The 14,445-nt window shown below is 49.7% G+C and carries 8 protein-coding genes; 4 read left to right on the top strand and 4 right to left on the bottom strand.

The window, feature by feature from the left end; translation table 11 throughout:
- Nucleotides 1-409 precede the first annotated feature (409 nt).
- Nucleotides 410-793, bottom strand: a complete 384-nt coding sequence (locus FPE01S_RS24365) for an SET domain-containing protein (protein WP_046371751.1) — start codon at nucleotides 791-793, stop codon at nucleotides 410-412.
- 45 nt (nucleotides 794-838) lie between these two features.
- Here FPE01S_RS24365 and mgtE point away from each other — a divergent pair, with 45 nt between their 5' ends.
- The 4 genes from mgtE (at nucleotide 839) to FPE01S_RS24345 (ending at nucleotide 8,762) form a co-directional block, all read left to right on the top strand.
- Nucleotides 839-2,230, top strand: a complete 1,392-nt coding sequence (mgtE, locus tag FPE01S_RS24360) for a magnesium transporter (RefSeq protein WP_083990481.1) — start codon at nucleotides 839-841, stop codon at nucleotides 2,228-2,230.
- A 2-nt stretch (nucleotides 2,231-2,232) separates the two neighbouring features.
- Nucleotides 2,233-4,611, top strand: a complete 2,379-nt coding sequence (locus FPE01S_RS24355) for a S9 family peptidase (protein WP_046371750.1) — start codon at nucleotides 2,233-2,235, stop codon at nucleotides 4,609-4,611.
- A 101-nt stretch (nucleotides 4,612-4,712) separates the two neighbouring features.
- Nucleotides 4,713-6,551, top strand: a complete 1,839-nt coding sequence (glmS, locus tag FPE01S_RS24350) for a glutamine--fructose-6-phosphate transaminase (isomerizing) (protein ID WP_046371749.1) — start codon at nucleotides 4,713-4,715, stop codon at nucleotides 6,549-6,551.
- A gap of 21 nt (nucleotides 6,552-6,572) precedes the next feature.
- A complete protein-coding gene (locus FPE01S_RS24345; RefSeq protein WP_046371748.1) occupies nucleotides 6,573-8,762 on the top strand; it encodes a DUF4954 family protein in 2,190 nt (729 codons plus the stop codon).
- Here the strand turns inward: FPE01S_RS24345 and FPE01S_RS24340 are convergent.
- From FPE01S_RS24340 to FPE01S_RS24330, 3 genes are all read right to left on the bottom strand, one after another.
- Nucleotides 8,751-10,814, bottom strand: a complete 2,064-nt coding sequence (locus FPE01S_RS24340; protein ID WP_046371747.1) for a T9SS type A sorting domain-containing protein — start codon at nucleotides 10,812-10,814, stop codon at nucleotides 8,751-8,753. The genes FPE01S_RS24345 and FPE01S_RS24340 overlap by 12 nt on opposite strands.
- Nucleotides 10,815-10,945: 131 nt before the next feature.
- A complete protein-coding gene (locus FPE01S_RS24335; protein WP_157474159.1) occupies nucleotides 10,946-11,164 on the bottom strand; it encodes a hypothetical protein in 219 nt (72 codons plus the stop codon).
- An 84-nt stretch (nucleotides 11,165-11,248) separates the two neighbouring features.
- Nucleotides 11,249-14,443 (bottom strand): efflux RND transporter permease subunit, encoded by a 3,195-nt coding sequence (locus FPE01S_RS24330; protein ID WP_046371745.1) that lies wholly within the window; start codon nucleotides 14,441-14,443, stop codon nucleotides 11,249-11,251.
- Nucleotides 14,444-14,445: the final 2 nt, after the last annotated feature.

Here is a 14,445-nt window from a genome sequence, read left to right as displayed (position 1 = left end):
AAAGGTGCAAAGCCGCAAAGAAGAAGATTTATTCAGATTTTGACATACCACTTAGAAGGCATCCACACCGATAAATGGTTGTGTCGAAAAGATTGCCGGCCTTCGGCCGGAAGAGCGCAATAGAAGGGAGGCAGAACTACACTATTTTGAGTTAAACAGGGTAATATTCGATATCCTGACAAACTGGTACCCGCCGGCCAGTTGGCTTACGGTAAAGTTGAACAGACTTACATCAATTGACTGATTAAAGCTGGAGCCAAAAATACAACCGGTGATTCTTATTCGTTTTTCTTTGCGGCTTTGCACCTTTGCGTGCCTTGCGTGAAACGAAAGGCGCGCAGCGCCAAAATAACTTTCAGAAAACAATACTGCGGGAAATATACCTTGCGGGAAATCAAGTCGCACGAGATCAGGTCGCGCGAAACCAGAGTGGCGTTGCATCGTCCCAGTTTCCGTTGTAATTGATGAACAGCTCTTCTCCTGCGAGCACATCGCGCATGGTGGTTATTTTCATAAGCGATGCGTCGAAGTCCATTTCGTACTCACAGTTACTGGCATAGGAATGATTGTAAAGCGGCACATACCCAAGTGCCATGCAACAGGATTGTTTATCATTGCCCCATTCGAAAATATAGTCGTGCAATGCGGTCTTGTCCAGCCATCCGCGATCTTCCTTTGACATCACGATCACCGGGCTGATCTCAACCACGGTTCCAGACGGAAGAAAATCGGAAGTGAAAACGCCCCTGCCCATCGTATCGGTGGGGGCTACCAGTAAACAGGGCAAAATCATCCTGCAATATAGGCCAATATAGACCTCATGCAGTACATTTGACCCATGCCGGAAGAACTGGAATCACTCACCATCAGCGAACAATTTGAAGCGATTATCCACCTGGAGGACAAGTGGCGGATCCGGGAATTTCTCAATAACCAGAACATCAGCGATGTTGCTGAACTGGTGAGTGAATTTGATGACTATGCCAGCCAGATCATTGGCAATATGAGCACCCACCGGGCAGCCAGTGTTTTCAAGATCCTGGATCTATCCGTTCAAAAACAGGTCATCCAGGAATTGCCGCCCCTTAAATCGGCGGAACTCCTGAATGAGCTCCCTGCGGATGACCGGACTTCCTTCCTGGAAGAGCTGCCCAGTGAGGTTGTCAAAGAACTGATCAAAACCCTGGATCCCGAAGAACGCCGCATTACCCTCGCCCTGCTGGGATATCCTGAAGGCAGCGTCGGCCGCCTGATGACCCCGGATTACATTGCGGTGAATGCAGACTGGACCATGAGTGAAGTAATTGAACATATCCGGGAAGCAGGAAAACACAGTGAAACGATCGACGTTATTTATGTGGTGAATGATAAGGGCGAATTCGTTGATGATATGCGGATACGGGAAGTGATCCTTACGAGTCCCGACCGCAGGGTCAGTGAAGTAATCGACAACCGGTACATCGCGCTTCGGGTAACCGATGACCAGGAGTCTGCCAACCAGACTTTCAAAATGAATAACCGTGTCGCACTGCCGGTGCTGGACGACAACAATATCCTGCTGGGAATCGTGACCATTGATGACGTCCTGTGGGTTGCCAACGAAGAATTCAGTGAAGATATTCAGCGGATCGGTGGTACGGAAGCACTTGATGAACCTTACCTGGAAATGCCGCTCCTGAAGCTTTTCCAGAAAAGGATTGTATGGATGGTCGTCCTGTTCCTGGGAGAAATGCTGACGGCAACTGCCATGGGATACTTCGAGGATGAGATCTCACGGGCCGTGGTCCTCGCACTGTTTGTTCCCCTGATCATCAGCAGCGGCGGCAATAGCGGGTCGCAGGCCTCGACCCTTATCATCCAGGCAATGGCCGTGGGTGAGATCAGCATCGCCGACTGGTGGAGCGTATTGCGGCGGGAAATTGTTTCGGGAATGCTGCTGGGCTCGGTGCTTGGACTGATTGGTTTTATCCGTGTGGTAACCTGGTCGCAATTCTTCCCTGAAGTGTATGGTCCGCATTATCTCTATGTTGGCATTACCGTAGGCGTTTCCCTGGTTGGAGTGGTACTTTGGGGAACCCTTAGCGGTTCCATGCTGCCTATCATCCTTAAACGGCTGGGTGCAGATCCTGCTGTATCCTCTGCACCTTTTGTGGCAACACTGGTGGATGTAACCGGACTGATCATCTATTTTTCAGTCGCCTATTTATTCTTACAAGGAATCTTACTCTGACTATGAAATATTGCTTTCTGCTTTCCCTGCTGATAGCGCCTGCCCTGCTGCCGGCACAGCAACCTGCTCCGGCACTTACGGTGGAATATATTATGCGTGATCCGAAATGGATCGGCACGTCTCCTTCCAGTCCGTGGTGGTCGGCCGAGGGCCAGCTTTATTTTTCCTGGAATCCGGAAAAAAATCTGGCTGACTCTCTTTACACCTGGCCGGGTGCCGGTGCTCCGAAAAAAGTATCCCTTCATGCTGCCCAGGAAATAGTGGATGCCGGGACCCTCAAATACAATGCCGCGCATACCGCCTATACCTATGCTAAGAATGGCGATATCTATTTTGTTGATGCGAAAAAGAAAATCCGTCGCATCACCGAAACACCCGAATGGGAAAGTAGTCCTTCATTCGGTTTTGGCGAAGGGAAGATCGTGTTCCAGTCACAGCAGAATATTTTCGCCTGGGATATTGCTACCGGGGAAATCCTGCAGGTTACCAATTTTATAAAAGGTAGTCAACCACCCTCACCGACGGCTCCTGGTAAAAAGGATGGCAGCAACGACCAGGAAAAATGGCTGAAAGAAGACCAGCTGGAGCTTTTCGAAGTACTTCGCAGCCGGAAGACAAAAAAAGATATCGGGGATTCACTAACCACTGCTGCAAAAACGAAATCACTGCGTGCTATCTATCTTGAAGATAAGAACCTCACGGCAACGGGCATCAGCAGCCAGGGACGTTTTGTCCATTACCGGCTCTCCAAACCGGCCAGCGGTGCCCGTGCGACAATTGTACCCAGTTATGTAACTGTTTCAGGTTTCACAGAAGATATCCCTGCACGTACCAAAGTAGGGGCGCCGGCAGGCAGTCAGGAACTTTTCCTGTACGATCGCCGGAAGGATACTGTTTATACCATCAAAACAGATTCCATCCCAGGCATCAGGGATCTTCCCGAATATGTCCGGGATTATCCCGAAAAATTTGCTGACCGGCGGAAACAACCGACCCTGCGACAAGTAAATTTTTCAGCAGTAACGTGGGCACCCCACCGGGAGGTAGCCGTGGTTGATATCCGCGCAGTGGATAACAAAGATCGCTGGCTGATGCTGCTGACCGAAAATGGTCAGCTTTCCCTGCTTGACCGTCAGCATGACAGTGCCTGGATCGGCGGACCAGGTATTGGCGGTAGTTTTGGTGGCGGCAATTATGGCTGGATCAATGACACCGATTTTTGGTTCCAGTCTGAAAAGACAGGTTACTCCCATTTATACAAAATCAATGTAGACAATCGCGTGGCCACTGCGCTGACAGCCGGACGTTTTGAGGTCCAGTCCGTATTGTTGTCAGCGGATAAAAAGAACTTTTACATTGGCAGCAATAAAAAGGATCCGGGGGAACTGCATTACTACCGGCTTTCCGTTTCCGGGGGTGAACCGGTACAGCTGACGAACATGACCGGTGCCAGCCAGGTGACACTTTCGCCTGATGAAAAAAAGCTTGCCTTTTTATACTCGTACAGCAACAAACCGTGGGAGCTTTACATCCAGGATAATCGCCCGGGAGCAAAAGCAGCGCAGATCACGCAACTTGCCGTCTCTCCGGAATTTGCTTCCTATCCCTGGCGTGATCCGGAGATCATTTCCTTTACGGCCGGGGACGGTGCCACGGTGCGTGGCAGGCTTTATAAACCCCGTCAGGCAAATCCTGCCAGGCCTGCTGTCATTTTCGTTCACGGAGCGGGCTACCTGCAGAACGTGCACAAATGGTGGAGCAGCTATTTCCGGGAATACATGTTTCACAACCTCCTGGCAGACCAGGGGTATACGGTGCTGGACCTGGATTACCGGGCGAGTTCGGGATACGGTCGCAACTGGCGTACGGGCATCTACAGGTTCATGGGAGGGAAAGACCTGACTGATCACCTGGACGGGGCACAATGGCTGGTGCAGCAACTGGGCGTTGACCCGAAACATATTGGGATTTACGGCGGGTCCTACGGCGGCTTCATTACACTTATGGCGCTCTTTACCAGTCCAGGCACCTTTGCTGCGGGCGCTGCTTTACGCCCGGTTACTGACTGGGCTCACTATAATCATGGTTATACTGCCAATATCCTGAATGAACCTTTCCTCGATAGCCTGGCTTACCGGAAAAGTTCTCCTATATATCATGCTTCAGGGTTGAAAGACAGGTTGCTGATCTGTCATGGCATGGTTGATGTTAATGTACACTTTGAAGATGTGGTGCGCCTCCAGCAGAAACTGATAGAATTGGGTAAAAATAACTGGGAGCTGGCGGCATATCCGATGGAAGATCATGGATTTATTGAGCCGAGCAGCTGGACAGATGAATATAAACGCATTTTTAAGCTATTTGAAGAAACATTAAAATAATTATTAATGTTATTCCCGTGCTGCTTTCATAAATGCATATAAATTTTTAATATTGCTCCGGAATTAAATAATTGAGCGTCATTCAACTATAATTAAGAAACATGTGTGGAATTGTTGCGTATATCGGTGAACGGGAGGCTTATCCCGTGATTCTGAAAGGATTAAAAAGACTTGAATACCGCGGATATGACAGTTCCGGTGTGGCCCTGCTGAATGGCGGGGGGCTGAAAGTTTATAAGAAGCAGGGCAAGGTTGCCGAACTGGAGGAAAACCTGGTCGGGAAGGATCTGCATGCGCATATTGGTATCGGTCATACCCGTTGGGCTACTCACGGTGAACCCTGCGACCGGAACGCACACCCGCATCTGTCCAAAAGCGGTAAAATTTCCATGATTCACAATGGCATAATTGAGAATTATGCCCAGATCAAGCAGGATCTCCAGAAAAAAGGATACGTTTTTACCAGTGACACAGATACCGAAGTGCTGTTGAATTTTATAGAAGACATCCACCTGAATAATGGCGGATCGCTGGAAGAGGCGGTGCGGATCGCCCTGAAACGCGTGGTCGGCGCATATGTGATCGTATTGCTGGATGAAGAACATCCCGACACACTGATTGCGGCCAGGAAAGGATCACCCCTGGTGATCGGTATCGGTAAAGGCGAGCATTTTCTTGCCAGTGACGCCTCCCCTATCATTGAATACACCAAGGAAGTAGTGTATGTAAATGACTATGAGCTGGCGATCATCAAGGCCGATGAACTGATCCTGAAAAACCTCGGCAATGAAAAGATCACGCCTTTTATAACGAAACTCGATATGGAACTGGCGGCCATCGAAAAAGGAGGTTATGATCATTTCATGCTGAAAGAGATTTTTGAGCAGCCCCATACTATTTTCGACTGTCTCCGCGGCCGCCTGGATGCAACCAACGGCACCATTACGATGAGTGGCATCCAGCAATATGCAGAGCAGCTGACCCAGGCAAAACGGATCATCATTGTGGCTTGTGGTACCAGCTGGCACGCCGGGCTGGTGGCCGAATATATTTTTGAAGAGGTTACCCGCATCCCCGTGGAAGTGGAATATGCTTCTGAGTTCCGGTACCGGAACCCGGTAGTAGGTGAAGGAGATGTGATCATTGCCATCTCGCAAAGCGGGGAAACGGCCGACACGCTTGTTGCGATCGAAAGCGCAAAAGAAAAAGGCGCCATCATACTGGGAGTGGTAAATGTGGTGGGATCATCCATTGCGCGCACCTCACATGGTGGTGCATATACCCATGCCGGCCCGGAGATCGGTGTTGCCAGCACCAAGGCATTTACCGGGCAACTTGCTGTTCTGACTATGATGGCACTGAAGATCGGTCACCTGAAGGGAACATTATCAGAGAAAAGGTATACACATCTCCTGAACGAACTGAACGATGTACCCGAAAAGGTGGCACTTGCTCTGGAGCAAAAGGATCATATTGAAGCGCTCGCCCTGAAATACAAGGATGCTACTGATGCCCTTTACCTGGGTCGCGGGTATAATTTCCCGGTAGCCCTTGAGGGTGCACTGAAGCTGAAGGAAATCTCTTATATCCATGCTGAGGGTTATCCTGCTGCAGAAATGAAGCATGGTCCGATTGCCCTGGTCGATGATAAACTGCCTGTTTTTTTTGTAGCCACAAAAGACAGCTTCCACGAGAAAGTGCTCAGCAACATGCAGGAGATCAAAGCAAGAAAAGGAAAGGTCATCGCGATTGTAAGTGAAGGAGACGATGCCGCCAATGCACTTGCTGATGATCTGATCACAGTGCCCTTTGCTGACGAGCTTATTGCTCCAATGATCAACGCCATCCCGATGCAGTTGCTGGCATATTATATCGGTGTTGCCAAAGGCTACGATGTAGATAAACCCCGCAATCTTGCCAAGAGCGTTACGGTGGAATAAGTACCTATAACCCATTAGGATATGAACCTGATCAGGAAAAGTCCGATCCAGGCACTGGGCTACGGTTTCATTTCAGGAAGCCAGTTGCCGGCAGGCCAGGACGAATACTATTTGCGTAACCGGCAAAATAAGAGCGGCATTCAATACCGGCATCTTACGGCTTATGAGATCGAAGTTCTGGTGCGAAACCGCAACCAGAGTGACGACTGGAACAAGCTGCTGGTTTCGGATGCGTTCAATCCCGAACTGGTCAAAAACTGTAAATTCTTCGGACTCGTCCGCATCGGAAAGCTTGAACCCTACTGTCTCGAGTTCAACAACCTTCGCATGCCGGTAGGGCTTTACAATAGTACCGTGATCAGTTGTGATTTCGGAGATAACGTGGTGGTGGACAATGTCAACTATCTCGCGCATTATATCATCGGCAATGAAGTAATGCTGGTCAACATCAATGAACTCGCTACTACCAATCATGCCAAATTCGGCAACGGCATTCTGAAGGAGGATGAAGAAGAGAAAGTGCGGATCTGGCTGGAACTCTGTAACGAGAACGGCGGACGCAGCATTTTACCCTTTGACGGAATGCTGCCTGGCGATGCCTATCTCTGGAGCCGGAACCGGCAGGATTCGAAGCTCCAGGAAAAATTCATTGAGTTTACTACCAACCGCTTTGATCAGTTGCGAGGCTATTACGGTATGATCGGTGATCGTACAGTTGTAAAGAACTGCAGCATTCTCAAAGATGTAAGGATTGGCAGCGATGCCTATATCAAGGGCGCCAACAAGATCAAGAATGTAACCATCCGTTCTACTCCCGAAGCAAGAACCCAGGTAGGCGAAGGTTGCGAACTGGTAAACGGCATTATCGGTATTGGCTGCCGGATCTTTTATGGCGTAAAGGCAGTTCGTTTTGTGATGGCCTCCCATTCGCAATTGAAATACGGAGCAAGGCTGATCAACTCGTACCTGGGTAACAACGCCACGATCTCCTGTTGCGAAGTGCTCAACTCACTCATTTTTCCGGCGCACGAGCAGCACCATAACAACTCCTTTTTGTGTGCAGCCCTGGTGATGGGTCAAAGTAATATGGCCGCCGGTGCAACGATTGGATCCAATCACAATTCCCGCAGTGCAGACGGTGAACTGATTGCCGGCCGGGGCTTCTGGCCGGGGCTGTGTGTGAGCCTCAAACACAACTCCCGATTCGCTTCTTTTTGTATTCTGGCCAAGGGCGACTACCCGGCCGAACTGAACATTCAGTTCCCCTTTGCACTGGTCAGCAACAGTCTTTCCAATGAACGGTTACAGGTCATGCCTGCATACTGGTTCCAGTATAACATGTATGCGCTTGCCCGCAATTCGTGGAAATATGTTGACCGCGATAGCCGGATCGATAAGACCCAGTTGATAGAATTCGACTACCTCGCTCCCGATACAGCCCAGGAGATGGCCGCAGCCATCGCCTTGCTGGAAGTGGCAACAGGTAAAGCCTGGTTTCTCAGAGAAGGCAGACAATTCAGTGAAAAACAGGCCAGAGAAAAAGGCCGGGTGCTTTTGGTTGAAGGTGACGACGCGATTGCCGGGCTCGACATACTCGTTGACAATGCTGAGAACAGCCAACGCCCGGTACAGATCATAAAAGCCGCAATGGGATATCAATGGTACCGCAGGTTGCTAACCGAATACGCCGCCAGGGAAATCGTTGCCTTCCATGAACGTAAAGGCGGCAAACTGGATAAGAACATCAAAGCATTACCGGCCGTTGAAAAACCTGGCGCCTGGGAAAATATTGGCGGTCAGTTGTTGCAGGCAGTCCAGGTTAAATATTGCCTGCAAGCCATCAAAAAGGGAACAATCAACAGCTGGGATGATGTCCACCAGTTCTACCGGCAGGAAGCAGACTCGTATCCTGATCGCAAGCTTGCACATGCCATTTCCCTGTACCAGCAGGTATTCCGGGAAAGTCTGTCTGCAAATAACAAACTGGTAAAGCAGTTGCTGAAGGATAGTGTCGGATTTCACCACGAACTTTCAGCAAGGATCAGGGAAACCCGGCAAAAGGATTATCAGAATCCTTTCCGTCAGATGGTGTATCAAAATGAAGCAGAAATGGATGCTGTGGTAGGCAAACTGGAGAACAACAGCTTTATCCTTTCAGAGCAACAGGCAGCCAAACGTTATGCCAGAAAAATCACGGCATTACTTCAGTAAAAGTGCTTTTGTAACAGTTCGGCCATCAGCCGTTGCCAGTTGCAAGTAATAAATGCCGGCAGCGCGATAACCCTGGCCGAGCAGGATATTGTTAATACCGTGGGAAAGTATTGCGTCACCACTGCCCGTTAACTTACCCGATTCGTCCCATAATCGCCAACGAACAGTTCCTGGTTTAACTGCCGTAATCATCAAGTTGCTTCCCTCTGCCCGTATTATCCAATTGGCCGTATCTTCTTTTTTACCAAAGCGCATAGGCTTTCCCGTGATACGCTTTCCACCCGGTTCGTCAAGCACAATTCTGCAGTAACCATACTCCCATGATGCAGGAATTACTGTCGAGTGCCATCCGCTGGTGATTGGCGCCTGCACAAATGCTACCCGTTGATAGTTGACGCCTGTTGATGACACTTCAATTGAGCCCCCTACCGCATCTGAAGCATCTTCAAGTTTCCACGCGCAGTTCCAGTTAAGCCGATTGTAAAACATATACTGATCACTGATCCGCAAAGGAAGCGGATTCGCTCCTGGTGAAGCACTTGCCAGGGTCATATACACCGTCTGAGCCGGTAAGTCGGGCAACGGTAATCCTGTGACGGTACCGGATTGAAGGTTGCCGGTGGTTGCACTGTTACCCCCATCCATCCAGGCGCCGGGAGCCAGCCATGACGTGCGTAGTGCTGCTGCGTCCGTAATACCGCCACTCGCAGGTTCAGCGTGTGACAACACACACACTGCATGATGGAGATCTCCCGTTACTGACCAGTACTCCAATTGCGACAGGTGGTCAAGGGCGGGGCTGACCATTTGTTGCAGCAGATAGGGTGATCGCCGCATATAGGATACCGTTATGGCACCACTCGCCTGTTTAAGTGCCAGCCAGCGCAATTGCCCTTCTCCGCCCACCGGAAAACGAAAATAGCCGGGCTGATCCAATTCCTTGCGTACCGGCACAGCCGCATAGACAGTTCTATCAAGGCTGTCGTTCCTGAAAAAGGATTGGTGACCGAGCCATAACATCGAACCGGATTCACCATGCACAACTCCCTTCCTGAAAAAAATGCTGTCATTTACACGAAGATCCCGGACCAATAAATACCCTTTATCGTTGTCCAGGCACAATTGAATGCTATCCCCCAACCCCGAATCTGCAGATATCTCCTGCTGTATCATGCCCGCCAGGCGGACCTGGGCTCTGACACCCGAAATGTTCGACTCCCGTATCGCTCCTCCCTGTTGCACGAGATTACCCATAATGTTCATTACCAGTTTCCGGTTGCCGGTAGAAAGATTCAACTGGGCCTGGGTAAGCTGAAGGTCCCCCGAAACGTGAAGGGTATCACCCGCATTCAACGAAAGTGTAACACCCGGACCTGCAATCAGGTTTTGCCGGATACGGATCGGGTTGGTTCCCGAAGCCGAATAGGTAACCACTCCGCCGGCGGCAGCTGCAGCAGACAATTCAAGTTGTCCATACACTCTTGCACTCAGCGATATAAGGGCTGCCGCATCCGGGTTTTCAAAGCGGAAAACACCTTTTTCCGTACCGGCCGCCCTGCTCAGGTATTCTACCAGCTCGGCATGGCTGGTCCTGCTCCGATGTACATACATGCCACCCTGCTGTAATTGTAAACTGTCGCCCAAACGGATAGCATATCCGCCGGATGCCCCGCATGCATTGACCAGCGTGCCACCCTCGCCGATCACCAGGGAATAAGGTATTGCTGACAGTTCCAGGGCCCTGGGATTTAAAGAACCTGAGGGACTGGTCAGCCTGTTGCTCGCGGGAAGTAAGACGGTTATCGACCTTCCGGATGCCGGTTGTATAATCAACTGGTAAATGCTTACTGAAACGTCAGGCAGAAGTACGGTATAGCTGGCCGTGACAGTTGTATTGTTAAGCACTACCACATCACCGGGTCCGGGCAGAATAGCAGCTTCCCAATTCTGCGCATCATCCCATCGACTATTTCCGGCCATTCCCGTCCAGGTTACCACTGCAAAACAGTGATTGGCCGCCAGCAGCAACAAACCCAACAGCTTCCATTTCATACATACTGTTTGAGCTGGCAAAATAGCCGGGCAATATGTATGTACCTGATCTGCCACGAATAACAGGTGAAAACACCGGGCATGAAAAAGCCCCTTCCGGGGAAGGGGCCTTTCTGAAGAACATATAACAATTACTTCTTCACGCTATCAACTTTGGCAGCGATAGAGTCTGTAGCAGCTTTAACTGTAGAATCGATTGCTTTGTTAGCAGTATCGATAGCAGCAGAAGCAGCAGAATCGATAGTGGCTGTAGTAGCAGCAGAATCAGTTGTAGCTTCAGTAGACTCAGCAGCGTTGTTACAAGCAGCGAAAGCAGCAGTGATAGCGAGAATAGCAAATACTTTTTTCATTTGTGTTGTTTTGAATTGGATATTTTTAAACCGCGGCAAAATTAGAAAAGTTTCGCAGGAATCAAAATTGATATACGTCAATTTTTACACATTCGCATTAAAAATATCCTGATCAACCTTGTTTTCAACGTCCTGACGGGCTCTGATAGACTTTAATCGTTTGCCGTAAGACACCCTGGTAATTAGTACAAACAACACAGGTACCACAAAAATCGCCAATGTTGTGGCCGCCAGCATTCCCCCGAAAACCGTCCACCCGATCGTATTCCGGCTTTGCGCAGCGGCACCACTGGCAAAGGCAAGCGGAAGAACGCCAAGAATGAAAGCCAGCGATGTCATGATGATCGGCCTCAGACGCAACTGAACCGCCTGAAGCGTTGCATGAATGATATCAATCCCCCTGTCGACCCTTTCTTTTGCAAATTCAACGATCAGAATTGCATTCTTCGCTGCAAGACCGATCAAGGTAATCAACCCAATCTGGGCATAGATATTATTGGTCAGGTTGGGTAACAGGGTAAGCGTAATGATAGATCCCAGGGCGCCGATCGGTACTGCGAACAATACCGAAAACGGAATGGACCAGCTTTCATATAACGCTGCCAGGAACAGGAACACAAACACGATCGAGATGGCAAAGATCATCCCGGTGCTTGATCCTGCCTTTATTTCCTCACGGCTCATTCCCGAAAATTCGTAGCTATATCCATCCGGCAGCACCTGTTGTGCTACTTCCCGCAGGGCATCAAGTGCCTGTCCCGAACTGTACCCGGGTTTAGGTGTTCCGTTGAATTCTATGGCACGATAGATATTGAAGTGGGAGATCACCGCAGGATTCTCAATCACTTTGGACGTTACCACTGAACTCAGCGGGATCATGTTTCCCTGTGCATTGCGCACAAAATAGTTCTGCATTTCTGTGAGCGATGACCGGAAACTGCTGTCAGCCTGGGTCATTACCCGGAAGTTTCGACCATAAAGATTAAAATCATTTACATAACTACTGCCCAACAGGGTGGACATGGTATTGTAAACATCAGCGAGGTTCAATCCTAATTGTTTCACTTTACTTCTGTCAACATCAACCTGGTAGGCTGGCGTCCTTGTGCTGAAAAAGGTATAGGCTACACCGATCTCCGGCCGTTGCATCAGGGCACCTATGAAACGCTGGCCCACTCTTTCGAACTGTTTGATATCGTCCGTACTTGTAGTCTGTTGCAATTCAAAAGTGAATCCCGATGTCTGTCCAAGGCCCGGAATCGCTGGCGGTGCAATGGGCAAAATTCTTGCTTCTTTGATATCTGCGGTTCGTTTTCTGATCTCGTCGATCACGCCATTCAACTGAAGCGCCTTGTCTTTCCGCTCGTCCCAGGGTTTCAGGCTTACAAACAAGGTGCCTACATTGGACTTATTGGAAAAGCTGATGATGTTCAGACCTGCCAGACCTCCAACTACTTTCACGGCGGGAATACCCTGGATCCTTCCCATCACGGTTTTGATCATCTCCACACTACGCGTGGTGGATGCACCTTCCTGCATTTCGTAAGTCACATAGAGACGTCCTTCATCTTCCGTAGGAATGAATCCGGTTGGTTTGTTTTTGAACAACAGGAACAGGCCGACAAAAACACAAACCATCATTACGATCACATATGGAGTGAATTTGATCCACCTTGCGACACCCCGTGTATAACTATGGGCAACGCGGTCAAACCAGATATTGAAGCGGTTGAAGCCTCTTTCGAGAAGATTCTTCTTAGCCCCCTCCGGCTTGGAAGGTTTCAATAATATCGTGCACAATGCAGGCGTGAGCGAGAGCGCGACGAATGCGGAAATGATCACCGATACGGCAATGGTGATGGCAAACTGCTGGTAAAGGCGTCCCACGATTCCCGGAACAAAACTTACCGGAACAAATACCGCTGCCAGGATCAGCGCAATGGCAATAACTGGTCCCGAGATATCCTTCATCGCTTTCTGTGTGGCCTCCTTCGGTGATATCTTTTCGTGATCGATGTAATGCTGCACGGCCTCCACCACCACAATCGCATCATCTACCACGATACCGATAGCCAGTACGAATGCAAAAAGCGTCAGTGTATTGATGGTGAACCCGAAAGGAATAAAAAAGATAAAAGTTCCGATAAGCGAAACCGGAATAGCCAGTATGGGGATCAGCGTTGCGCGCCAGTTCTGAAGAAAAAGAAATACTACCAGGATTACCAGTAACAGTGCTTCGAGCAAAGTGTGCACCACTTCGTTGATGGACACTTCCACAACGGTAGCTGTTTCAAGCGGCACGAGGTAATCCACGTCTTTCGGAAAATTCTTTTTCAGATTTCCCAGGGCTTCCATGATACCATTATAGGTATCAAGCGCATTAGCACCGGGGGCCTGGTAAATGAGGATGAATGCCGCATCATGCCCGTTGGCGAAAGCATTATTGCTGTAGTCAAATTTACCGAGTGCGACTCTCGCAACGTCTTTCAGGTAAACCACGCTATTGTCGGCCGGACGGGTGCGGACCACTATATTTTCAAACTGGTTCACGGTGTTCAGCCGGCTGTTGGTCAATACGCTGAACTCGTAAGTCTGGAAACCTGGCTGCGGATTGCCACCTACAGTACCAGCTGCTACCTGTATGTTCTGTTCCGCCAAAGCAGCATTTACATCAGCGGTTGTGATTCCGAGCGATGCCATTTTCTTGGGGTCCATCCAGATCCGCATGCTGAAGTCATCCGCACGGGTGAAAATATCACCCACACCTTTTACCCGGAGCAGGGCGTCTTTCAGGTAGATATTGGCATAATTACCGAGGAAGGTAGCATCATGGGTACCATTGGGAGAGATCAAAGCCAGCGCCATCATGATGCTGGGGTTGCGCTTCCTCACCGTAAGGCCTAAACGCTTTACCGCATCCGGGAGTGTGGGCTGCGCAACGCTTACCCGGTTCTGCACATCGAGGGTAGCAATATCGATATTGGTACCCACTTCAAAGTTTACCGTGATACTGCTCTGTCCGCTGCTGGTACTGTTGCTTGTCATGTAGGTCATGCCAGGCGTACCATTAACCTGCGTTTCAATAGCAGTAGTAGTTGTCTGTTCTACCGTCTGCGCATCTGCACCGGTGAAGTTGCCTGCGATGGACACCGTGGGTGGTGTGATTTCCGGGTATTGCGCAACCGGCCTGGTCATCATTGCGATCAGGCCCACCAGCACGATCACAATCGAAATCACTATTGCCGTTACCGGCCGTTTGATAAAAGTATCTGCAATCATCT

This window comes from Flavihumibacter petaseus NBRC 106054, assembly GCF_000974785.1.
GTDB lineage: Bacteria > Bacteroidota > Bacteroidia > Chitinophagales > Chitinophagaceae > Flavihumibacter > Flavihumibacter petaseus.
This window is presented reverse-complemented; position numbering and strand designations above follow the sequence as displayed.